22 protein-coding genes and 1 tRNA gene are annotated in these 21,094 nt (G+C 64.0%); 9 read left to right on the plus strand and 14 right to left on the minus strand.

The window, feature by feature from the left end:
• Window positions 1-36: 36 nt before the first annotated feature.
• From BVE01S_RS02910 to aroA, 3 genes are read right to left on the minus strand one after another with little or no spacing between them, the layout of a single operon-like run.
• Window positions 37-318, minus strand: coding sequence for a hypothetical protein (locus BVE01S_RS02910; RefSeq protein ID WP_146111997.1), 282 nt, complete (start codon window positions 316-318; stop codon window positions 37-39).
• The gene (locus tag BVE01S_RS02915) at window positions 315-584 is read right to left on the minus strand and encodes a hypothetical protein (protein WP_066624029.1); all 270 of its coding nucleotides are present in this window, start codon (window positions 582-584) and stop codon (window positions 315-317) included. The genes BVE01S_RS02910 and BVE01S_RS02915 overlap by 4 nt, the downstream gene beginning before the upstream one ends.
• Window positions 581-1,903, minus strand: a complete 1,323-nt coding sequence (gene aroA / locus BVE01S_RS02920; protein ID WP_370667549.1) for a 3-phosphoshikimate 1-carboxyvinyltransferase — start codon at window positions 1,901-1,903, stop codon at window positions 581-583. The genes BVE01S_RS02915 and aroA overlap by 4 nt, the downstream gene beginning before the upstream one ends.
• A gap of 122 nt (window positions 1,904-2,025) precedes the next feature.
• Between aroA and BVE01S_RS02925 the strand changes: the two genes are divergently transcribed.
• The 3 genes from BVE01S_RS02925 to BVE01S_RS02935 all read left to right on the plus strand — a co-directional run bounded on the left by BVE01S_RS02925 (window position 2,026) and on the right by BVE01S_RS02935 (window position 4,437).
• Entirely contained in the window at window positions 2,026-2,487 is a 462-nt protein-coding gene (locus BVE01S_RS02925) for a TIGR02300 family protein (RefSeq protein ID WP_055752793.1), read from the plus strand.
• Window positions 2,488-2,773: 286 nt separating this feature from the next.
• Window positions 2,774-2,849 (plus strand) — tRNA-Ala (locus BVE01S_RS02930).
• Window positions 2,850-3,165: 316 nt separating this feature from the next.
• Window positions 3,166-4,437 carry a hypothetical protein gene (locus BVE01S_RS02935; protein WP_066624032.1) on the plus strand — a complete coding sequence of 424 codons (1,272 nt, stop codon included), beginning with the start codon at window positions 3,166-3,168 and terminating at the stop codon, window positions 4,435-4,437.
• Between the two features lie 324 nt (window positions 4,438-4,761).
• Here BVE01S_RS02935 and BVE01S_RS02940 read toward each other — a convergent pair whose 3' ends face one another.
• The 8 genes from BVE01S_RS02940 to BVE01S_RS02975 all read right to left on the minus strand — a co-directional run bounded on the left by BVE01S_RS02940 (window position 4,762) and on the right by BVE01S_RS02975 (window position 13,542).
• Window positions 4,762-6,255: an argonaute/piwi family protein gene (locus BVE01S_RS02940; RefSeq protein ID WP_218015898.1), complete on the minus strand. Its 1,494-nt coding sequence runs from the start codon at window positions 6,253-6,255 to the stop codon at window positions 4,762-4,764.
• Window positions 6,256-6,274: 19 nt separating this feature from the next.
• The gene (locus tag BVE01S_RS02945) at window positions 6,275-7,795 is read right to left on the minus strand and encodes a toll/interleukin-1 receptor domain-containing protein (RefSeq protein ID WP_084375251.1); all 1,521 of its coding nucleotides are present in this window, start codon (window positions 7,793-7,795) and stop codon (window positions 6,275-6,277) included.
• 15 nt (window positions 7,796-7,810) lie between these two features.
• Entirely contained in the window at window positions 7,811-8,569 is a 759-nt protein-coding gene (locus BVE01S_RS02950) for a hypothetical protein (protein WP_066624046.1), read from the minus strand.
• Window positions 8,560-9,552 (minus strand): helix-turn-helix domain-containing protein, encoded by a 993-nt coding sequence (locus BVE01S_RS02955; RefSeq protein ID WP_066624049.1) that lies wholly within the window; start codon window positions 9,550-9,552, stop codon window positions 8,560-8,562. Before BVE01S_RS02955 ends, BVE01S_RS02950 begins: the two co-directional genes overlap by 10 nt.
• A gap of 215 nt (window positions 9,553-9,767) precedes the next feature.
• Window positions 9,768-11,534, minus strand: coding sequence for an oleate hydratase (locus BVE01S_RS02960; protein WP_007407174.1), 1,767 nt, complete (start codon window positions 11,532-11,534; stop codon window positions 9,768-9,770).
• Window positions 11,535-11,561: 27 nt separating this feature from the next.
• Window positions 11,562-12,428: a 3-hydroxyacyl-CoA dehydrogenase gene (locus BVE01S_RS02965; RefSeq protein ID WP_007407172.1), complete on the minus strand. Its 867-nt coding sequence runs from the start codon at window positions 12,426-12,428 to the stop codon at window positions 11,562-11,564.
• Window positions 12,425-12,922, minus strand: coding sequence for an acyl-CoA thioesterase (locus BVE01S_RS02970; protein ID WP_244878347.1), 498 nt, complete (start codon window positions 12,920-12,922; stop codon window positions 12,425-12,427). The genes BVE01S_RS02965 and BVE01S_RS02970 overlap by 4 nt, the downstream gene beginning before the upstream one ends.
• Window positions 12,919-13,542 (minus strand): TetR/AcrR family transcriptional regulator, encoded by a 624-nt coding sequence (locus tag BVE01S_RS02975; RefSeq protein ID WP_007407173.1) that lies wholly within the window; start codon window positions 13,540-13,542, stop codon window positions 12,919-12,921. Before BVE01S_RS02975 ends, BVE01S_RS02970 begins: the two co-directional genes overlap by 4 nt.
• A 79-nt stretch (window positions 13,543-13,621) precedes the next feature.
• On the opposite strand from BVE01S_RS02975, the gene BVE01S_RS02980 reads away from it, so the two are divergent.
• From BVE01S_RS02980 to BVE01S_RS02990, 3 genes are read left to right on the plus strand one after another with little or no spacing between them, the layout of a single operon-like run.
• Window positions 13,622-14,785 (plus strand): catalase family protein, encoded by a 1,164-nt coding sequence (locus tag BVE01S_RS02980; RefSeq protein WP_218015899.1) that lies wholly within the window; start codon window positions 13,622-13,624, stop codon window positions 14,783-14,785.
• 40 nt (window positions 14,786-14,825) lie between these two features.
• Window positions 14,826-15,437, plus strand: a complete 612-nt coding sequence (locus tag BVE01S_RS02985) for a hypothetical protein (protein WP_066624052.1) — start codon at window positions 14,826-14,828, stop codon at window positions 15,435-15,437.
• A gap of 3 nt (window positions 15,438-15,440) precedes the next feature.
• Window positions 15,441-16,814, plus strand: coding sequence for a Dyp-type peroxidase (locus BVE01S_RS02990; protein WP_066624059.1), 1,374 nt, complete (start codon window positions 15,441-15,443; stop codon window positions 16,812-16,814).
• 217 nt (window positions 16,815-17,031) lie between these two features.
• On the opposite strand, the gene BVE01S_RS17360 is transcribed toward BVE01S_RS02990, so the two are convergent.
• The 3 genes from BVE01S_RS17360 to BVE01S_RS03005 all read right to left on the minus strand — a co-directional run bounded on the left by BVE01S_RS17360 (window position 17,032) and on the right by BVE01S_RS03005 (window position 19,535).
• Window positions 17,032-17,325 carry a LysR substrate-binding domain-containing protein gene (locus BVE01S_RS17360; RefSeq protein WP_066624061.1) on the minus strand — a complete coding sequence of 98 codons (294 nt, stop codon included), beginning with the start codon at window positions 17,323-17,325 and terminating at the stop codon, window positions 17,032-17,034.
• 130 nt (window positions 17,326-17,455) lie between these two features.
• Complete coding sequence (locus BVE01S_RS03000; protein WP_066624063.1) at window positions 17,456-18,757, minus strand: mechanosensitive ion channel; 1,302 nt, start codon at window positions 18,755-18,757, stop codon at window positions 17,456-17,458.
• A gap of 274 nt (window positions 18,758-19,031) precedes the next feature.
• Complete coding sequence (locus BVE01S_RS03005) at window positions 19,032-19,535, minus strand: YciE/YciF ferroxidase family protein (RefSeq protein WP_066624065.1); 504 nt, start codon at window positions 19,533-19,535, stop codon at window positions 19,032-19,034.
• 323 nt (window positions 19,536-19,858) lie between these two features.
• Here BVE01S_RS03005 and BVE01S_RS16705 point away from each other — a divergent pair, with 323 nt between their 5' ends.
• Genes BVE01S_RS16705 through BVE01S_RS17135 form a run of 3 tightly spaced genes read left to right on the plus strand, consistent with a single transcriptional unit; the run spans window position 19,859 to window position 20,867 of the window.
• Window positions 19,859-20,113 carry a DUF6894 family protein gene (locus BVE01S_RS16705; RefSeq protein WP_157076415.1) on the plus strand — a complete coding sequence of 85 codons (255 nt, stop codon included), beginning with the start codon at window positions 19,859-19,861 and terminating at the stop codon, window positions 20,111-20,113.
• Between the two features lie 41 nt (window positions 20,114-20,154).
• Complete coding sequence (locus BVE01S_RS03010; RefSeq protein ID WP_066624067.1) at window positions 20,155-20,595, plus strand: DUF6766 family protein; 441 nt, start codon at window positions 20,155-20,157, stop codon at window positions 20,593-20,595.
• Window positions 20,592-20,867 carry a hypothetical protein gene (locus tag BVE01S_RS17135; protein ID WP_066624070.1) on the plus strand — a complete coding sequence of 92 codons (276 nt, stop codon included), beginning with the start codon at window positions 20,592-20,594 and terminating at the stop codon, window positions 20,865-20,867. The genes BVE01S_RS03010 and BVE01S_RS17135 overlap by 4 nt, the downstream gene beginning before the upstream one ends.
• Window positions 20,868-21,094 lie beyond the last annotated feature (227 nt).

Raw genomic sequence — 21,094 nt, forward strand, 5'->3', positions numbered from 1 at the left:
ATAGCGAGGATCGCCCGACCAATCCAGCCGCAGGCCTCAGTCCCGGCGTCCGACCAAATCACGAATTGCAAGGCCGGCCAGCAGGACCGCCAAGCCCGCCCCGGCCGCAACCGACGCCACATAGAAGCAGAGGACGCTCCAGAACAGAATGGGACGATCCGCCAACAGAACGTCCGGCCCCTTTCGGTTGTTCAGCACCCCGGCATCCAGGCTTTGGACGATTTCTCGGGCTCCGATCACGCAGAACCAGCCGATCAGGATCGCGATCGCCAGCGTCAGGATCGGCTTGATCCAGCCCGACGGCCCCGGCCGGTTCACGACCATGCCTTCCAACGCGCCAGAACCACGACCGCGAAGGCTGCCAGACCCAGCCAAACCAAACAGGCGACGCCGCTCAGCGCCACGGTCGAATAGAAGAAGGCGTCGCCCTCGGCCCTGAGATGCACGGCGCCATGCTTGCCCGAGACCCGGCCTGTCGTCACCCCTTGCCAGACGATCCAAGCCGTCCAGCCGGCTCCGCCCAGACAGGTCAGAAAACCGAGGACCGCGATGCCTCGACCGAGGACGTCGCGCGCCGACTTCACGCGATCCGCCCGCCCAGGCCGTTCATCATCTCGACGAAGCCGGGGAAGCTGGTGGCGATCATCCCAGGCTCGTCGACCGAGACCGGCTGTTCGGCGGCCAGGCCCAGGACCAGATGGCTCATGGCGATGCGGTGGTCGTGGGCGGTGTGGACCAGGCCGCCGCCACGCACCGACCTGCCCTGGCCGGCGCCGGTGACGATGAAGCCTTCCGGCTCCTCCTCGACCTGAATGCCGCAGGCGCGCAGCCCCTCGACCATCAGCGAAATCCGGTCGCTTTCCTTGACCCGCATTTCACCCACGCCGCGCATGACGGTGACGCCGTCCGCAAAGGCCGCCGTCGCCGCCAGGATCGGATATTCGTCGATCATGGAGGCGGCGCGATCCTCGGGCACGACCACGCCCTTCAGGGACGAGTGACGGGCGGTGATGTCGCCGACCTCTTCGCCCCCGGCCTCACGCCGGTTGGTGATGGTCAGGTCGGCGCCCATCTCGATCCAGGTGTCGAACAGGCCGGTGCGAAGCGGGTTCAGCATCACGCCCTCGACCGTGACCTCGGATCCCGGCACGATCAGACCGGCCGCCAGGGGAAACGCCGCCGAGGACGGATCGCCCGGCACGGCGACGACCGTCCCGGTCAGGGCCTGCCCGCCCTTCAGCGTCACCTTCCAGCCCTCGCCCCGCTCCTCGACGCCCACCTCGGCGCCGAAGGCCCGCAGCATCCGCTCGGTGTGGTCGCGGCTCTTTTCGGGCTCGACCACCGAGGTGACGCCCTCGGCGTTCAGACCCGCCAGCAGGATGGCCGACTTCACCTGGGCCGAAGCCACCGTCTGCACATAGTCGATGGCCTTCAACGTGCCGCCCGTCAGGGCCACCGGGAGCCGATCCTCGGCCGCCTGCCAATCGAACGCCGCGCCCATCTCGGCCAGGGGTCCCGTGACCCGTTTCATCGGACGCTTCCTCAGCGAGCCGTCGCCATCGAAGGTCGCCGTCAGCGGATAGCCGGCCGCCGCCCCCATCAACAGGCGCACCCCGGTTCCGGCGTTGCCGCAGTCGATCACCGAAAGCGGCGTCGTAAAGCCGCCCGCCCCCTCGATCCGCCATCTGCCGTCGCCGGTCCGCTCGACCTTGGCGCCGAAGGCTTCAACCGCGCGGGCGGTGGCCAGGACGTCGTCGCCTTCCAGGAGACCCTCGACCTCAGTCACGCCCGACGCCACGCCGCCCAGGATCATCGACCGGTGCGACATCGACTTGTCGCCCGGTGCGCGGACCTTTCCGGTCAGGGCGGATGCGCGGCGCGAAGTCAGTTGGGACGGCATGATCACCCGCTTCAGGCTGTATTGTGCGAAGGGCCGCGCGGGCGGCGCGAAAGACAGCTTTTGACAGCGGGTCAAAGGGGTGGCAAGGGACCGCCCCGAATTCAACCCGTTGAAAGCATCCAAACGTGGCCAATCCCGAACTGGGCGCCAAACAGGTCTGCCCCAACTGCCAGGCGAAGTTTTACGACCTGAACCGTCGCCCCGCACACTGCCCCAAATGCGGAACCGACTTCGATCCCGAAGAGGCGATGAAGCTGCGCAGCCGCCGCGCACGTCCCGGCTATCCGTCCGACGATGAGGACACGGAAGATCAGGTCAAGGACAAGAAGGTCGACGGCGACGAGGACGAGGAAGACGACGTCAAGACGCCGGAAATCGACGAGGAAGGCCACGAGCCGATCCTGACGCCGGACGACGAGGACGAGGACTCCCCGGCCGACGCCTCGGAAGAAGCCGGCATGGGCTCGACCGACGGCGACGACGATCTGCTGGCCGACGACGATGACGACTCCGTGCCGTTCATCGAAGACGAAGACGACGACTCGATCGATGACGAGATCGCCAAGCCGTCGCGCGACGACGACTGATTTTCGGGCCTATCGCGCTTCGCGCTACATGAGGCCCGTCTTCTTCGGGGCTTGTGGATAGGCTCAGATTCTTGTTGCACCCGCCGCATTTCCCGTTAGGGAGACGCGGCGGGACAGCAGGCCTTTCACACCTTTCGGTTTGAAAAACCTGCGTATTTTCACCCTTGGGAACGCGGTGAAAATAAATCTCGAAACGGGCTTGATCGCAGAAAAAGCCTGACCTAGTTTCCGCCGCCTCGCCGGGGGCCATCGCAAGATGAACCGGGCGATCCAGACCGATAGGTCCGGGGCTTTAGCTCAGTTGGTAGAGCGCTTGCATGGCATGCAAGAGGTCAGCGGTTCGACTCCGCTAAGCTCCACCAATTTTTCAAGGGGTTAGCAGGAAACTGCTAGCCCCTTGTTCGTTCTGGGTTGCACATGGGTAGCAAACTGCGTTCTGCGAAATAGTTTAAGGCGGGGCTGTTTCTTTAAGCGTCAGGCCGTTTCAAGCGCCTTCGCCTGCGCCCCGGGCCAGCGCATCCATTCCGCCTCCATTTTCATCCCTCAACCGGTCAGAGAGCGCTCGGCCTGAGAGCCGTGAGGCGTCTGGTCGCACCGCGGCAACCGCCGCGACTCGCCGCATCCCACGCGCTTCCGGCGACGGCGGTCATCCATCTAGTTCGGATGTTATGATCCGGCATGGGCAAGAAGATTTCCGAGAATCCGACCGCGGCCGAGATGATCCAGGCGGCGGAGGCGGCGCGTCTCATCGCGAGCCTCGGGATCGTACCGCAGGACGGTCCACTGGCAGAGGCCGCCAAGGCGTTGGCGGACGTCGTCGAGAAGGCCGGCGTCCTGACCCTTCCGGACCGGTTCAACTCGGCCTTCGCGGGCCTTGGCTGGATCACTTGCGGAAGCATGCCGACCACGGCGATGGAAACCGCGATCGACCTGAAGAAGGCCGGACGCCCGGACGATGCGGAAGAGACTCTGGCCGACATCTTCGACGAGCCGGCTTTGCGCTTCCTGATCATGAGGTCCCACCGCTTCCACAGGGCCTACGAACGGAAACTCCAACTCGAGGAGGCCAAGGCGCTTTTCCTGGAGGGCCGCTACCTGGCCGCCACGCCCCTCGTGCTGATGGCCTCGGATGGACTCGCCTATGACGTCGGCGGCTTCAGCGTCTTTTCCGAACACGCCGACCTGACAGCGTTTGATTCCATCGTCGGTCACCCGACCGGGCTCCCTGCCCTGATCCGGCTCATCCGGGCGCCACGCCCCCGGATGTCCGGCGACGCCGTCTCGGTTCCCTATCGCCATGGGATCCTGCATGGCCGCGATTCCGGATACGGAAACAGGATCGCCTGCGCCAAGGCCTGGCACCTGTTCCAGGCTCTCGTCGACTGGGCCCAGGAGAAAGCCGAGGAACCCGGTCGAATCGCGAGCCAGAAGGAGAAGGCCGCTCAATCGGTCGGAGACATCATCAACCAGGCCGTGGCCAGCGCGGCCCGACGGGACGAGGAAAGGCAGGCCTTGGAGGCCTGGACGGCGCGCGACCTGCCCTGCCTGCCCGATGCCCTCGCGGTCGGCTCACCTGAGGAGGCGCTCCACGATTATCTGTCGGGATGGAGAAGCGGCAACTTCATGCTGATGGGAACCCGTTCGATAAATTTCACCGGCAAGACACCCGGAAAGATGGCCTATGAAACCGGTCGCGACGCACGGAAGCTCAAGCTGACGGGCTTCCAGGTTCATCGGTTCGAGGATCTGAACCCAAGCCAGTCCAGGGCCGAAGCCACGCTCACCTTCGACACGCCTGCCGGGCCCAGAGGAATTTCGCTCTCGATCGGGATCATGCTCGACCTCGGCAAGGATGGCATTCATCTCCGCGGGCCTAAGGCGCGCTGGCAGGTCATGGGCCACGCGCTCCATGAGGTGCGCACCTGGCTGGAGGAGCCTGGCGAGTTGTGAGCCGCAGGCTAAACTCGCGCAAACAATTGGTCGGCCGCGGTTGTCGCGTCGGCGGCGGGGTGACGAACATACCGGGAATCAAGCCAACGCTACGACGCCGTGGAAGCGGTGGTGGCTCCCCTCGCGCCCTCCCGAGCCTCTCGACAGGCCGTTCGGGCCACTCGTCAAGGGAGGCATCCAGTGTCCAAGCTGCAGGTCCGCGATGGTCTCAGGACCGCCCGCCGGGGATGCCGGAAGGGACGGCAGTTCTGGGGCTGCGCCAGCTATCCCTTGTGCCAAGGCACAAGGCCCGACTGACCGATGGCGGCCGGGGCTCGGCGTCGATCAGATGTAGTGTTTGAACGGCAGGGGCGGCAGGTCGGCGATGGGCGCGGCGGTAAGGATTTCGCCGACGTCGTCAGCGAATCTCAGGGTCACCGGGGTGCCGTCTCCATAGATGCAGGCGTTGAAGTTCAGCTTGGTGAGACCGAGGACGTCCTGCATGACCTGCGTGAGGTCGGCGTCTCCTCTGGTAATCTCGATCGACAGGGGGTTGGGCGCCTCCCGGCCGGGATAGGTCTGGAGATCGGGAACGAACCCTACCGTCCAGAGGTAACCCTTCCGCGGGCTGACGGTGAGCGCGGTCCCGCGCAGGACGGGGCTACGTCCCTGGCGGAAGAGCTTGATCTCCCGCGTGGTCTGGATGCGAACACCGACGAGCCGGGTGTCGGGTCCGACGGCGCTGGAGAAGCCACGCCACTCCGCCTCGTTGAAATGCTGTTTGGCGTGGATGAAGAGTTCTTTTGGCGGACGACCATGCTTGGCGACATAGGCCTCGACCACCAGGCCCGCGATCTCCTTCGCTTTCGCCTCGTCGAGGTGGAATTCCGAGGTTGTCAGCGAATACCAGGGCCCGACCGCACCCTTGAAGACGACGCCGTCCCCGGAGCCGAGGAACATCTGGGCGCCGCAGCAGGCGTTTCCCGGCGAGCCAGCCGTATCCGTCTTTTTGAAGACGAGGCCGATGTAGCAGACGTCTTCTCTCACCCCCGCCAGGGCCCACGGACGGCCGCCCGCCTTGAAGAAGGCGGTCGTGGAGAGGTTCCAGGCGATGTTCGCCGGATCCTGCAGCATCCGTGGTTTGCCGCCTAGCGCATTAACGCCCTCCGGATCGATGGTGGATTCCCGCACGATCTGGAGGACGACCTTCTGGTCCAGAAGCCGCGCCTTCAGCTGGTTGTGGAAATCGACCTCGTACCGATAAGGCTCCGCGGCCGCGTTGTCCTCGGCGAACATGGACGGAGCCTGGACGAAATTCCGAGCGGTGCGCGCCGAGAATCGTTGGCTCGTCCTCGTCCGCTCCGGCAGCGGCACTGTCGATTTCGGTCTGCAGAAGCGATGGACGTCATCGGGTATGACCACGAACCAGACCGCCGGACTGCTGTCTTCCTCCCGCAGGAATTTGCGGATGGCCTGGTCAAAAAGGTCGACGGTCTTGTAGACGCGTTCGTGCCCATCCGGGATCCGGACGGTGCTCGACAGGGCTGCGGCCGAAATCGAGATAGCCGCGACGGGATTGGCCGGCCATCTGGTCTTGAAGGCGGCTTCGAACCCGGGAAAGGCCAGGTGGTGCTGCTCGGCCTTGGCAGCGGGAATGTAGCCGGTGATCTGGGCGACCCACTTCTTGTACCGGGCGATCCCCTCGTCGGTGCCGATGACCCCAACCCGCATCTCGGCGGGTTTGCCCTCGTCGATCATGGGGCCAAAGAGAAAAAGGCCGTCTTTCGGATCCGGCATCATCTGGCCATGCCCGAACTGAAGAAGAGGTTCGGGCAGCATCTGAAGGGTCTGGATCACGTCAGTCATCAGCGGCTTCGTCCATTCCCGCGATCTCGAAACCCTCGTCCGGTTCGACAGGCGCCTCGGGCGGCGTCTCGTCCTCGTCCTCGACCACGAGGGCTTTCGATTTCACGGCCGGGTCGGGACAGGAAACCGGCGAGTCGAACAGAACAGGCCGCACATCGACGACCACCTCCGCGAAATCGCCCATGGCCAGCTTCAGCCGACCTTCGTCGTCGCCGATCCAGGCGACATAGGCCAGCATCAGGTCGCGCCACTGGCCGTTCCACCAGTTCCGGCAGAACCCCCGCCGCAGCTTGTGCATCTTCTCCACGCTGTCGAGCGGGGTCTTGCCGTCGTGGGAAAAAATGATCGCCGCCTTCATCACGAAGTGGGGCGTGTCCGTCATGACGGGCTTGGCGATGAAGCCCAGGTGCCAGTAGACGCCCCGTTTCTCGCTTCGGCCGACCATCGCCTTCCGGCGACGCCTGCCCGTGTGGTCGATGAAGTGTGCCGTATCCGTCTCGATGAGGTCCTTGGGGAAGAACCAGGCGATGGAGTTGTCGGCCATCTCGAAGGCGGACAAGCCCTTGGCCGCCATCGCATTGTTCCAGGACTGCCGCAGGAGATTGACGACCATTCGCCTGGCGTCCACGCGTTTGACCGAGGGCATCGCTGACGGCGTGCCCGCCAGCATCTCGTCGAGCGTCACGAGGTAGCGGCGCTCGATGATCTGCTCCGGCAGGGCCAGCTTCAGGTCGACCTCCGCGCCGAACGTCCCGACGAGCTTGAAGTATTTGAACCACGGCAGCCGCGTCCCTGCCATCAGACCCGCGACGTGCTTCTCTTCGACCCCGACGGAGAACAGCGACACTTCGGTCGGCAGGGACGTGATCGGAAGCCAGTTCGAGTACAGCTGCTCGGTCTCGGCCCTGGGCGCCTGATCCGTGTCGAAGCGACGAAGGCACCAGGACGCGACGTCGGCCGGGGCGATCGCACCCTTGGGAATACCGTCGCGTTCCAGAACCTGGAACACCCGCGCCAGCGCCGGAGCCCACCCCGCCTTGAAGTCGATGACGTTCTTACGGGCGATGTTCCCCTTGAAGTCGGAATAGGGGACATCATCGACCCTGACCGGCAGCAGGAAGTTCTCGATCTTGTCGCTGCGTTCCACGGTGACAGCGAGGTGGATTTCGTCCTTCACGCCCTCCTTCTTCAACGCGGCGCTGGAGACGACGAGGATGAATTTCGCCGTGTGGTGGCGAATGGCGTCCTCGATATCCTCCCAGAACAATTCCCCACCGATCAGCTTGGTGACGTCCGACCAGACTTCGTAGCCCGCGCTGGCGAGCTGAACGCCAAGCCAGCGCACGAAATCATTCTCTTCCGGGTTGGCGTGACTGATGAAGACGAGCCGTCGCGCAGGTCCAGCGGGCTTCGGGGGCGTCGAGGATGTCGCGGCTGAAGGAATCACCCCGGAACCATAGCGCGTTTCCCTGAACTTTCCCGCTTTGTTCCTCCATGCCCGGGGCCGGCTCATCAGGTGGCGATGACGCTACAGGTTGTAGACCGCCTTCAGGCGCGCGATCAGCTTACCTTTGTCGGGAGGCGACAGCTTCAGGGCCTTGGGATCGAAGGTCTCGTCAGCGGACACAGCCTCGACGAAAGCTCCCAGGTCCGCGGCGATACCCCCGGGAAGCTTGACCGTAACCGCCGGCCCGAGCAGCTGCAGGAGCTTAAACACGTCGTTCCGGTGCTTGGTGACATTGTGCTTGTCGACCTGCCCCCCTTCCGCGCGATCGCGCGCGAGATTGTTGTAGGCGAAGGCTTTGAAGGGGATGAGCACCTGGACATCGACGACCGGGACGCCGTCCATCTCCGTCGTCCCTTCCTGGAGCAGTTCATAATAGGTGTCGTCGAGCAGCATGGCGGACAGGCTTTCGACCGTCCCGTCCAGCGGTATGGGCGTCAGGCGCGCGCCTTTCGGGACGGTGATGACATCCGGCACGCGCGAAAACAGCTCGAGCATCGCGGGATAGGACTTGTCCGCGGGATGGGTGAAGCGGAAGAAGTCCCGGGTCCCGTCGCTGCGCTCCCGGGTCTGATAGCCGCCCGCGTCGATGAAGGCCCAGAAGGTCTGGACGAAGGCGGGCTTCAGGGCCTCGAGACAGAGGACCAGGTCGAGATCCTTGGTGGCCCGGAACGGTAGTCCCGCGCCCGTCATGTGGATCTCGGCCGCCGCGCCGCCGATCAGGGTGTACTGGTCCTCGAAGCCGGCGAAGGCCGCCTTGAACACATCGATGCCTACGACCATCCGAGGGACTCCATCAGGGTTTCGACGGCCTGTTCGAGGCGCTCGTCATGGCGGTCCTCGAGGCTCAGAAACAGCGAGATACGATCGACGACCGGGCCATGGTGGCAGAGCAGGCGCGGGTCATAGGACCAGGTCTCGATCCGGACGGCCGCCGGGTCGTCATCATCGGCCGGCTCCAGGTCGTACTGGTAGACCAGCGCCTTCCACTGACGCGCGGACACCGCGCGGATATCAAGTGGAGGCGGCCCGAGGTTGGTATAGTCCGCCAGGGCCGACTCCCCCGCCAATGGCAAGGTCCGCACCTCGGGGAAGGGTCGAACCAACCGACGCGCGCGGACAGGCGATTGCAGCAGGGGGCGGACGTCCCGCCACAGGGCGTCGCCCTCCTCGCTGAAGGCGATGCGACGCTCCCGCCCCCGCGCCTCGACATCGAGGATCCCATGCCGCTGGAGTTCATCGACCACGCGGCCGGTGGTCATCGCCGAATACTGGAACCGCTCGGCCAGTGACTTGGGCGTCTGGCCGTCCAGGTCTTCCTGGAGCAGGGTGGCCACGACTAGGACCTGGGCGGCTGGGGTCAGTTGCTCCAAGGCCGGCCGGACTTCGGACCGGAAGTATTCGCGCAGGTCGGCTCCGAGCTCGGGAAGGAAGAGCTGGTTGCCAGGAACGATGAAGTTGACGCCCTGCTGGATGAGCCGTTGGCGATTGGCCGAACTCAGCGCATCCGTCAGTACGACGACGACGAACCCGTCCGACGTCGAGCGTGCGGTGGCGACATGCTTGGCGATGGCCGCCGGCGTCTCCGCGTCCTGGCCAAGGGTGGCGAGGATAAGCAGCCTTCGCCCAAACAGGGTGGTCTCGGCGAGGCGATAGCGGTCGGTCAGAAAAAACGGCAGGAGACCCACGTCGGCGGGCTCGAACGCCAACCGGGCGTCGAACAGCTGCCCGACATAGGCCGCCGTGTCGTCGAACAGACGGCCCAACTCTCCAAAGGATGCGGTGTTTGATAACATTGGATTGGACGATAACACCGACAACGTTACCATTCAATCTAATGTTATTATGGTCGCTTCGCCGTCCGGCTCATGATGGTGATGATGGCCGTGCGCCCCAGTCACCTCGGCGGCGCGTTCGCTCTTCTGATCGTCGTCGGCCATTCATCACCTTTCACACGCCGCGCGTGCCTTCCGGTCTCTGTTCACTCCTCGATCAGATGGAACTCTTCGAGCAGCTTGGCGATCTCGGTGCCTTCGAGCTTCTTCATCAGCAGCTTGCGCAGGAAGGCCGGTCCGGGAAGGTCGATGCCCTTGCCGTCCCGCAGCGGACCGATCGCTGCCAGCAGCGTACGGATATCGTAGGTCGAGTTGAAGACTTCCGGCACGCCGCGCTCGACATTCATCAGGGTGTAGACGGCCTCCATCGGGGTCCTCACCGAATATTCCGTGGTGAAGATGCAGTCCCGCTGTTTCGATTCCGCGAACTGTCCGATGAAGGCGAAATTGACCGCGCCCTCCGGCACCACGTCCGGCCGGTCACCCGCCTGGCGCGGCATGAAGAAGGCGGTGATATAGGGCATCATCGTGGGCACGGTGCTGGCGCCGGAGGCTGCGAGCTCCGGAATGTCCTCGACCGGTACACCGAGATGGTAGAGCCACTCCTGGGTGATTTCCTCGCCGGTGCATTCCTGCATTGGCTTCTTCACATAGTCGCCGGGCTTGTCGACAAAGAGCGCGTAGAACCAGGCGATCATCTGGTCCTTGGGCTGCTTCTTGAAATGCGGCTGGCGATGAACCGTCCAGCTCAGCAGCCACGCCGAGTCCTTCACCGTGACGATACCCGCCGAGACGATCTTGCCGGTGAAGGGGTTGCGCTTGGTGATCTTCTCGACATAGGCCGGAATACGGGCATCGAGGGCGGTAATCGATGCCGAGGCCCATTTCGTTTCCGGGATATGGGCCCCGAATACGTCCGGGCGGCCGAAGGCCGGATCCTTCGCCGCGATCCGCCGCCACAGGTCCCAGGCCGGCGCCGGTCCTTCGTTGAGCTTCGCCGGCGTCTTGTGATCGCCATTGTCGGAATTCTCGGTCAATGAGCCGATGGTTATGAAGACGAGATCGTCTGGCGCGAGATCGACGCCGCCTTCGACGCCGCGCTCTTTCCAGTGAATGCGGGTCGCTTGCTTGCGGCCGGGCTGGATGTCGAAATCGACGTCGGTGACCTCGACGCCGTAGCGGAACGTGACGCCGTGATCGGTCAGCCACTTCACCAGCGGCAGGACCATGGATTCATACTGATTGTAGCGATTGAACTTGAGCGAGGAGAAGTCGGCGAGACTGCCGATATGATGGATGAAGCGGTGCAGGTAGAGCTTCATTTCCAGCGCCGAATGCCATTCCTCGAAGGCGAACATGGTGCGCCAATAGAGCCAGAAATTGCTCTTCAGGAAATCTTCGCCGAAGACCTCGTTGATGCGCTTGTTCTCCATCTCCTCGCGTGTCGCCAGGAAAACGGAGAGCAGGTCCTTCTGGGCCTTGTCGTTCAACGTCAGCAGCGCCTTGTCGGGCACGTCCTGGCCCTGGTTCTGCGTCGTACGCTGGAGCGAAAAGTTGGGGTCGTCCTTGTTGAGCCGGTAGAATTCGTCGAGGACGCTGGCATCCTCGATCTCCAGCGAGGGGATCGAGCGATAGAGGTCCCACAGGCACTCGAAATGCTCCTCCATCTCGCGGCCGCCGCGAATGACGAAGCCCTTCTCCGGCACATCAAGACCATCGAGCGCGCCGCCGGGGATTCCCAGCTCTTCCAATATGGTGATGCGATCGCCCGAAACGCCGCCGTCGCGGATCAGGAAGGCGGCGCCGGCGAGCCCCGCCAGCCCCGAGCCGACGAACCAGGCCGTCTTCTTGTCGGCCCCCTCGGGCTTGCGGGGACGCACGAAGGCTTCATAGTTTCCACTGCTATAGTGCATGGCGAACTCCTGTTCTTCTTGTTGGGATCAGTCTGCGGAGGGTTTGTAGCTGTAGAAGCCTTCGCCCGAGGCGATGCCGAGCCTGCCCTTGTCGATGTAGTTTTCCTTCAGCCATGCCGCGAGCGACTGGGCGTGCTCATCGCCATGCGACAGAATGTTGTAGGGGGTGTTCAAGCCGATGATGTCGTAGATCTGGAACGGCCCCATCGGCGCGCCGGTGGCGATCCGCCAGACCTTGTCGACATCTTCCGGCTCGGCATAGCCGCCGGCGGCGAGATCGGCCGCCGCGTTCAGGAACGGCACCAGCAGGGAATTGAGGACATAGCCTGCCTTTTCCTTGCGCACCGGGATCGGCACCATGCCGATGGCCGAGGCGAAGGCGATCAGGGCATCGAACACGGCCGGATCGGTGTCGTCGGTGCCCATCACCTCGGCGGTGTTGAACTTCCAGATGCTGTTGGCGAAGTGCAACGCCAGAAACCGGTCCGGGCGGCCGGTGAAGGCCTTGAGGTCGCTCGGCAACAGGGTCGAGCTATTGGTAGCGAAGATCGCCCTTTCCGGCGCAAGCCCCGCGAGCTTCTCGTAGAGCGCCTGCTTGATCGAGAGAAGCTCCGGAACCGCTTCGATCACGAGGTCCGCGTCCGCGACGGCCGAACCGAGATCGGCGGACAGGGTGATGCGCTGCAGGGACTCGGCGGCCTTGCCGTCGGCCGCACCGGCCACCTCCTTGCCATAGGTCTCGACGAGCATGGCAAAACGCTGCCTTGCCTGTTCAAGCGCCTCCTCGCTGGTGTCGTAGGCGGTAACGTCGAAGCCGCTATAGGCGGTCTGGAAGGCTATCTGGCTCCCGAGGACGCCCGTGCCGAGAACCGCCACTTTCCTGATATCGCTCATTCAATCTCCTTCTGCGCGGTATCGTCACCAAGAAACGGAGCCGCCACCTCCACCGGGACGCGGGCCAGCTTGCCGGTTTCCCGATCGACAAGGGCCCACTGGGTCAGCGAGGCGACGAGCGTCCGCCCGTCTTCATCATGGAATTCGACGCATCGTGCATAGCGCGCACCGCGCGGCACTCCGACGACCCAGGTGATCGCGCTGACCGCGTCTCCCGCCCGGACATTGCCGCGATAGTCGACCTCATGGCGCAGCACGACCGCGACGAGCCGGTCGCGATCTTGCGGACGCGCGGCCGTCAGCCAGTGCGCCACCGACGCATCCTGGATCCAGGTCACCCAGACAGCATTGTTGACATGGCCGAGTTCGTCGATGTCGGCGTCCTGGGCGCGGAAGCGGATATGGAAGCGCCGATGCTCATCCACCTCGCCGACGAGCGGGTGTCCGTGCTCATCGCAGCCGATGCGTCGACGATCTGACACGATCCCGCTCACGAATACGCCTGCTCCTCATGCGACGAACCCAGTCCAGCCATGGCGCGGAAGAAGCCGACGAGCATCTCGTCGCGCGGCATGGCGCCTTCGACATCGCCCTGGACCGCCAGTCCCATCCAGAGCGCGTATAGACCGATGCCCGTCTGCATCGGCGGCAAGGCCGGACGCAGTGCGAAGCGTTGCGTTAGATCGGCAACGAGTTCACCGAACATCCGATAGCAGGCCGCCTTGCCCTCCCGGTGCCGCTCGGCGAAAGCCGGATCGCGCCGCGCGTGAAGCTGCAATTCGATCGAGAGGAGCGACCATTGCGCTTCACCGGCCAGCTTCGCGAGCCGGGCGGCCAGCACCTGGAGCGTTGCCTCGATATCATCGCCGGAGCAGTGCGCGACCAGGTCGCGAAGCAGTGTGACCTCATCCTGGATATGGCTCTGCAGGATCTCGACCAGCAGATCGTCCTTGCTGGCGAAGTTCGAGTAGAAGGCACCCTGCGAATGGCCGGCCGCGCTGCAGATGTTGCGGATCGACATGGCGGCGACCCCCTCCTCGATGATCGAGGTATGTGCGGCGGCGATCAGCCGGTCCCGCGTCTGGCGCTGCGTGTCCTTGCGCGTAAGCGGCATGGGTTCGTTCTCCAACCAACGGGCGAGACGTGCGAAACCTTTTCGGCGGTTCCGCGTTCTCAGTAAAACCAGACATCAAGTGATATCCGAAATCAACGGCGATTTCGACCCGAAATCGTCCGCAGTATCGAAATTAAAACGCGAAGGAGTGCCCTTGGCTGAAACCTACATTGGCTATTCCCCGGACGTGGAGGTTCTCGGCGAAGACGAGGAGCGGCTGACCGCCGAAATCCTCGAGATCATGGCGAGCACTAACCGTAAGGCCTTCGAACGCCACCGCCATGCGGTGCGCGACGCCCATGCCAAGAGCCACGGGTTCCTGAAGGGTGAGTTGGTCATCCCGGAACTGCCGGAGCATCTGCGCCAGGGGCTTTTCGCTCGTCCCGCCACCTATTCCGTGGTGATCCGCCTCTCATCAGCGCCCGGAGATATTCACTCCGATACGATACCGGCTCCGCGCGGCATGGCGATCAAGGTCATTGGCGTGGCGGGGGAGCGGCTTCTCCCCGAAGACCAGGGCCGCAACCAGGATTTCCTGCTGGTCAATATCCCGACCCTGAGCTTCGGCACGATCGGTAAATATCGCCAGCTCATCGGCCTTCTGGAAAAGAATGCCCAGAACCCGGCCGTTCTCCAGCGCGCCATGGCCGGGGTGGCGCGGGGAGTGGAAGCCGCGGTCGAAGCGGTCGGCGTCGAGCCCGGCGCCACGCTGCGCGGTCTCGCGCGCGACAATGACCATCTGCTTGGCGAGACCTATCACTCGATGGCGGCGATCCGCTTCGGCGACTACATCGCCAAGATCAGCGCCGCACCGCTCTCCGACAATGTCCGGGCACTCGCCGGCAAGGATGTCGGCGCGGTGGAGGACGCCACCATGCGCGATCTGGTGGTCGAGCATTTCCGCGATCAGAGCGCGGAGTATCAACTGCGCGCCCAGCTCTGTACCGATCTCGAAAGGATGCCGGTCGAGGATGCGGCGGTGCTCTGGCCGGAAGATCTCTCGCCGCACCAGCCGATCGCCACGCTGCGCATTCCCCCTCAGGACGCCTATTCGCCAGCGCGGCGGGTCTATGGCGATGACGTGCTGTCCTTCAACCCCTGGCACGGCATCCGCGATCATCAGCCGCTCGGCTCGATCATGCGGGTGCGCATCGCCGCTTATGAACGTTCCGCCCGCTACCGCCACGAAATGAACGCGCAGCCGCGCGTCGAGCCGACGAACATCGACGCCATTCCGGACTGACGATCCGATCGTCAACCAAACTTACGAAAGGAGGCCAGCCATGGCCGAGACCGAAGAAACCCCTCAGATCGACGAAACCCGCCTTCAGGCCATCCGCCGCCGGATCGAGGAAGTGGCCGGCGACGCGCCGCAGCTCGCCAAGCTCGCCCTCGAGCAGATGGTGACGAAGCATAATCCAGACCTCAAGGGCACCGCCGGCTCCGCCGGCCGTGTCGGCGCTCAGTCCGGCAATGTCTCGGAGCTTACCGCCATCGCCAACCTCAAGCCAGGCGGCGCGGACCGGCTGAAACGCATCTTCGGGCTGGTGAACGGCAATTTCGACGGAGCACAGAAGGTCGGCACACTGCACAATATGCGCTTCGTCTTCTTCGACAACGACACGCGCATCCTGTTCGCCACCGCCTATGATGGCGACTGGGACACCTATATCAACGACTTCGCCACCAAGATCCCCGACCTGATGGACCTGCTCTTCGCCTCGGTCGAGGGCTGGCCGGGCATTGCGAGCCCCAAGGTCAAGGACTTCATCGCCGAGCATCAGATCACCGCCGCCGGCTGGTTCGTCGCCAACCCGCAGGTGACCGTCGTCGATGTGCGCCGGCTCCAGCGCATGGAGCATGCCGTCAACGAATTTCTCGACAAGGTGGGCTGAGCAATGGCGATCCTTCAGAAACTGAAAGAGCGCTTCCGGCGCGACAGCGTCACGCTCGACCTGCACGACATCCAGGCGCTGATTCTGCGAAGCCGGCCGGAGCCCTATGTCGGCATCCACGCCATGCTCCATTTCGACGAGGCCGAGGGCGCGCGCGACCTCCTCGGCCGGCTCGCGCCGCATATCGCCTCGGCCGACAACTGGAGCGACGATCTCGATTTCTGGATCGGGGCCGCACTCAGCTTCGAGGGGCTGAAGGCGCTCGGCCTGCCGGAAGCACAACTCAAGACCTTCCCGCTCCCCTTCCAGCAGGGCATGCCCGCACGCGCGGAGCAGCTTCGCGACTTCGGGCCCAACGCGCCTGAAAAGTGGGAAGAGGTCTTCAAGCCGGGCAACTGCCATCTCGCGCTGACCATCTATGCCGTGAATGATGCGGCGCTCGACAAAGCGCTGGCGACAGCGCGCGCCGAACTCGACCGGAGCAGCGGCGTGACCCTGCTCGGCGAGCATCGCTTCGGTGCGCCGGATGGCGCGAAAAACCCGTTCGGCTTCCGGGATTCGATCTCCCAGCCCGCAGTGGAGGGCAGCGGCGTTGATCCGCTGCCAGGCGAGGAGCGGCCGATCAAGGCCGGCGAATTCATCCTCGGCTATGAGAGCGAGAACGGCCAGCCTCTCGGCATGCCGGAGCCCGCCGCGCTCGGCAAGAACGGCACCTTCGTCGTTATGCGCAAGTACAACAGCCGGGTCGGCTGCTTCAACGCCTTCCTCAAGGCGCATGGCGAGACGCCGGAGGAACGCGAGCTATTAGCCGCCAAGATGTTCGGGCGCTGGCGCTCCGGCGCGCCCTTGACGCTGTCGCCCGACCATGACGATCCCGACCTCGGCGCCGATCCGCAGCGCAACAATGACTTCACGTTCAAGGAAGACCCCAAAGGCCGCGTTGTGCCGCTCGGCTGCCATATGCGTCGACTCAATCCCCGCGATTCCGAGCTGACGCTGCTTACCGACGTCAACATCCACCGGATCATCCGCCGCTCCTCGACCTTCGGACCGGTCTATTCCGAGGATGTCGCGCCGGAAGACGATGCCGAAGGCGATCGCGGCCTGTTCTTCATCTTCATCAGCGCGCGTGCCTATGACACGATCGAGTTCATGCAGCAGGAGTGGATCAACCGAGGCAATTTCGTCGACCTTGGCGAAGAGCGCGATCCGATCGTTGGCCTGCATGAGGATGACGGCCGGTTCACGATCCCGCAGGCGTCGGCGCGCAAGCGCATCGACGGTGTGCAGACTTTCAATGTCATGAAGGGCGGCGAATATCTGTTCATGCCAAGCCTGTCCGCGCTCAAATGGCTGGCGGCCGGGAGCTGGGGTTAGGAACCCGCCGGTCAGTCGTTGGCCTTTGTGAAGATGAACGTGCAATTCATCAGGATCGCTGCGCTCGGCCTCACCATGATCTTTGCCAGTCGCGTCTGGCCCGATCGGTAATCCTGACGTCTGCAAAAACTGCCTCTAACGCATGATCGGCGAGGACGCTTCGGTCATCCGGACCGCTTGAGCGCAGGCCTTTCGGATCCCGGGTGGCTTTTGCTCTTCATAAGAGCTTGTCCTTCAGCAGCGTCTCAAGCCAATCGGCAAATACCTGCAGCCGGTGTGAAAGGTGCTGGCGGTGGGGATAGAGTAACGTCATAGGCATCAGCTCGGCTCGATGGCCGGGCATCACCTCGACCAATTCTCCCGCCTCAAGATGCTGTTTCACGTCATAGGCTGGGATCTGGATCATGCCGAGGCCTGCGAGGCAACAGGCGATGTAGGCCTCGGCGACCTTCGGAGAGTCCGCTTCTGGGAGTAGAGGTTCGCTGTCAGGGGGCGATCGCGGCGCGCCCATTTTCTGAGGAAGTTGGCCCTCGCAGGCCGCGTTGGGTTAGGCATCAGGCAGGCCAAAATCGGCCGTTCTAGCGCAGCGGGCGGGGCGGATGCCTGACCCCGCCCCGCCCATCATCGATCCGACGAGCCTCTTATTCCGGCGGGCCCTTTGTGACCTTGTCCGCCCACATCTGGGCCACTTTGCCGGCGGCGTCGCGTCCGCCAAGCCCAAACGCCAGGGCGGCGGCGACGGCGGCGGAGCCGAGGATCAGGCCGAAGGCCAACAGCACGATATCGTCGGCAATGCCCATGAACCGAAGGCCCATGGCGGTCGCTAGAGCGATGGTCGCCCAGCGTACCAAGGTCGACGCGAACCCGTCTGCCCCGCCAGTGCCCTTGTTGATGAGGTTGGCCAGGACGCCCCCGATCAGCACGCCGGCGGTGATGATGATCCCGCCGACGATGACGTGGCCCGTAAGCGACAGGATTTCCTGAAGGGTGACAGCGATAGTGCCGAACTGCAGCAGCTTGGCCGCCTCGATGGCCGTGAAGGCGACGATGGCCGCCATGGCGATCTTGCCGACGACTATGGACGGGGTCATCGGCTTGGGCGCGTCACCGCCTAAGGCCCGCGCGGTGGCCGGGGTTACGTCGCCGGCGTAGGGGACGGTGGCCGCTTTTGGCGCGGCGGCCGCAGAAGTAGATGCCGTCAGCGAGGTTAGGCTGGAGATGCTGCGGTCGAACCCGGTCGCGGGGAGGATCCGCTCGATCAGTTGAGCGACCCACCGGCCGATGCACCAGCCGACGGCGAGTACGATCGCGGCGGCCAGCACGTTGGGGATAGCGGCCAGCACCGTCGAGAGAACTGCGACCGCAGGCACCGTCAGGGATTCGATGCCCAGCTGCTCAAGGGCGGCGATGGTTATCGGGATCAGGATCAGGACGAAGACTAGGGTCCCGATCGCCGAGCTGACGCCTGTCGACCCGGTCGCCCTGGTCAGTCCCGCCTTCCCAAGCCAGCGGTCGGCATTGGCGGCCTGCAGGGCCGCCTCGACGACGCGCTTGGCCAGGGTCGCGACGACGAAACCGATGAAGAAGATCAGCACCGCGCCCAGCACGCTCGGAATGAAGGAAGCGACTTGGTTCAGGAGCGAGTTGAGAGGGGTGACGACCTGGCCCAAGTTCAGGACGCCGAGGGCGGCGACGACGCCGAAAAGCAGGATCAGCCAGAAAGCCACATCACCGAGGCTGGCGCCGATGGAGTGTTTGGGATTGTCGCTCGTCGTGGCCTTCGCGGCGCCGGGAATGCGGTTGATGCCTTTGGCTAGGGCCCATTTGACGGCCTTGCCGATAAACCAGGCCGCGACGAGGATCAGGATGGCGCCGATCGCCTTTGGCGCCCACTCATAGACGAGCGCGTCCCAGCCGATGAATTCGTAGTCTGTCGTTTGCATTAAGCCCTCTCAAACCCCACGCCACCGCGGAGTGTTCCAGCCGTTGAAACCCTGGGAGTTCGCCGCAAGTTCCGTCGCGTCCAGGACATAGACCCGATCGGGCGATCGCGAACCTTCGTGAGGCTTGACCGATAGGACGTCATTGGAAGCGGCGCCCGACGCTTAAGCCGCAGGTCAGGTTCAGCCGCCTCTGCTCTGCAGTGTTCGATGTGTCAGTTCGGTGGGCCGCCTAAGCCCCGCCGCAAGGGCAGCGGGGCTGTCTGGGTCGAAGATCCTACCCGGCTTTCGGCTGTGTAGCCTCGGCGTTGACGGCCGCATCAGCGATCGTCGTCAGATCCTCGTCGGTCTGGCTTTCCTCCTGCAGGGTCTCGTCCAGCAGGGCGACGGCGTCTGTCAGCCCGAGCACATTGGCCCAGCGCTTCAGCGTGCCGTAGCGGGTGATCTCATAGTGTTCGACGGCCTGGGCCGCAGCCAGCAGGCCGGCGTCGAGCGCGGCCGTGTTCTTGTACTCTTCCATGATCTCGTCGCCCTCGGCCAGGATGCCTTCGATGGCATCGCAGGTCTTGCCGCGCGCGGGCTTGCCGATGATCTCGAACACCTGCTGCAGGCGTTCGATCTGGCCTTCGGTCTGATCCTTGTGCTTTTCGAAGGCCGCCTTCAGCTCGGGCGACTGCGCGGCCCGGGCCATCTTCGGCAGGGACTTCAGGATCTTCCGCTCGGCGTAGTAGATGTCCTTGAGCGTGTCGTGGAACAGGGTGTCGAGGGTTTTCTCGGCCATGGTGCAAACTCCTGATGATGCGCCTAGCGCGCGCAGCAAAAAGGACATGTGGCTCCAATGGTTCCTGTTCGCGGGTGAGGCGGGGACGGTAAAAGCAGGCGCGTCTCCCCACCGCCCCACAGCACCAAGCCGACGCCGGACAAAGCGCCGGGCAGCCACGCGATGGATATGCCTCCGCTGAGCGAGGCACCGAGCGACCTCCCACCTGACAAGGTCCCTCAATGGACGCAGGAACCGCCAGCTCCGAATGACCATTCAACCCTCTTGCGAGCGCCCGTCGCAGGCAAGCGCAGGCTCGCCCAGCAAGCCCCCAAGAGGCCGATGTGCAACGCTACTTTTTCAACATCGCGGACGGGAGCTGTGTTCGCGATCCGCAGGGCGATGTACTCCCGGGACTGGACCAGGCCAACCAGATGGCCTTGGCAGTCATGTCGGAACTCCTGCCCATGCAGCACTCCAGCCTGCTGGTGGCGGGCGAACGGCCCGGCGAGGTGCGCGTTCCTGTGTCGGCTTGGCGACCAGGCGCGTTGAATATCCGGTTCGGCTCGGCTCCCCGAAACACAGTACAATACCCCTGAGAGGCGAGAGCCTCGTACTTCCGACATCGTCAGGAAACCCCATGAAGAGATACGCCTACGCCTGGATCACGCTCGGTTTCTTCGCGGTGTCCCTTGGGCTGCACTGGCTGTTCGGCTGGTTCACCTTCGTCGATGAAGCTCGGGACCACGGAGTCGCGCCGGAACTGACACCATATCTGATGGTGATGGGGCGCGACACATTCGAGAACTGGCAGTCGGAGTTTCTGCAACTGCTCTGGCAGGTCGTGGGTCTGGCCTATTTCCTCTACGTCGGTTCGCCCTCCTCCAAGGAGAACGACGACCGGATGGAGGCCAAGATCGACGCCCTCCTGGAACTGGTCGGTAAGGAGCGCGGCGAGGCCCTGATTAAGGAGATCGACGGCACCCACCTGCGCCGCGACGGCCATGCCTCCATCCATCAGGATCCTGCCTATTCCGCTGATGCGCTCGTCGCGAGAGAAAGCTCAGGAGAAGCGAAATGACCGATGCGGTGGAGAATAATGCGTTCGCCAGAAAGCTCGCGTACGGTGCCGAGTTGACCCAGGCGGACAAGGCCGTGCTGGTCGACGTCTCCTCCGGCGGCCGACGGATGCCGAGCCGTTCGGACATCATCGCCGAGGGAGACAGGCCGACCAATGCGCATCTGATCATGGAAGGCTATGGAGAACGAGAAGGACTGGATCCAAACCTGCCTCGGCTCACCAAACCGTTCCGGAAAGACGAACTCGCCGCATGCCTGGCCGAGCTCGGCTGACACCGCGACCCCATCAACGCAAGAGTTCATATCCAGCTGGCTAGGGGCATGCCCTGTTCTTAAGTCCCCCATCGTTGGCTGGAAGAGGCCAATGGCGGCGCCGTCAAGTAGTTGGCGTCAGATGACGCCTCTGTGAACCATATCGATGCCAACGATCGCCGCTGCCGCGAGGCTTGAGACGACATATGCCAGGACGTTGACCTTCCAAGACAGGCGAAGTGACGTGA

The organism is Brevundimonas vesicularis NBRC 12165 (assembly GCF_001592205.1).
Classification (GTDB): Bacteria; Pseudomonadota; Alphaproteobacteria; order Caulobacterales; family Caulobacteraceae; genus Brevundimonas; species Brevundimonas vesicularis.

Excerpts from the sequence above, each read along its gene's own strand:
- BVE01S_RS02935 (WP_066624032.1), top strand. The coding sequence starts at position 3,166 with ATGGGCAAGAAGATTTCCGAGAATCCGACCGCGGCCGAGATGATCCAG.
- BVE01S_RS02940 (WP_218015898.1), bottom strand. The coding sequence starts at position 6,255 with ATGCTGCCCGAACCTCTTCTTCAGTTCGGGCATGGCCAGATGATGCCG.
- BVE01S_RS02945 (WP_084375251.1), bottom strand. The coding sequence starts at position 7,795 with ATGAGCCGGCCCCGGGCATGGAGGAACAAAGCGGGAAAGTTCAGGGAA.
- BVE01S_RS02950 (WP_066624046.1), bottom strand. The coding sequence starts at position 8,569 with ATGGTCGTAGGCATCGATGTGTTCAAGGCGGCCTTCGCCGGCTTCGAG.
- BVE01S_RS02960 (WP_007407174.1), bottom strand. The coding sequence starts at position 11,534 with ATGCACTATAGCAGTGGAAACTATGAAGCCTTCGTGCGTCCCCGCAAG.
- BVE01S_RS02965 (WP_007407172.1), bottom strand. The coding sequence starts at position 12,428 with ATGAGCGATATCAGGAAAGTGGCGGTTCTCGGCACGGGCGTCCTCGGG.
- BVE01S_RS02975 (WP_007407173.1), bottom strand. The coding sequence starts at position 13,542 with ATGCCGCTTACGCGCAAGGACACGCAGCGCCAGACGCGGGACCGGCTG.
- BVE01S_RS02985 (WP_066624052.1), top strand. The coding sequence starts at position 14,826 with ATGGCCGAGACCGAAGAAACCCCTCAGATCGACGAAACCCGCCTTCAG.
- BVE01S_RS02990 (WP_066624059.1), top strand. The coding sequence starts at position 15,441 with ATGGCGATCCTTCAGAAACTGAAAGAGCGCTTCCGGCGCGACAGCGTC.
- BVE01S_RS17360 (WP_066624061.1), bottom strand. The coding sequence starts at position 17,325 with ATGGGCGCGCCGCGATCGCCCCCTGACAGCGAACCTCTACTCCCAGAA.
- BVE01S_RS03000 (WP_066624063.1), bottom strand. The coding sequence starts at position 18,757 with ATGCAAACGACAGACTACGAATTCATCGGCTGGGACGCGCTCGTCTAT.
- BVE01S_RS03005 (WP_066624065.1), bottom strand. The coding sequence starts at position 19,535 with ATGGCCGAGAAAACCCTCGACACCCTGTTCCACGACACGCTCAAGGAC.
- BVE01S_RS03010 (WP_066624067.1), top strand. The coding sequence starts at position 20,155 with ATGAAGAGATACGCCTACGCCTGGATCACGCTCGGTTTCTTCGCGGTG.
- BVE01S_RS17135 (WP_066624070.1), top strand. The coding sequence starts at position 20,592 with ATGACCGATGCGGTGGAGAATAATGCGTTCGCCAGAAAGCTCGCGTAC.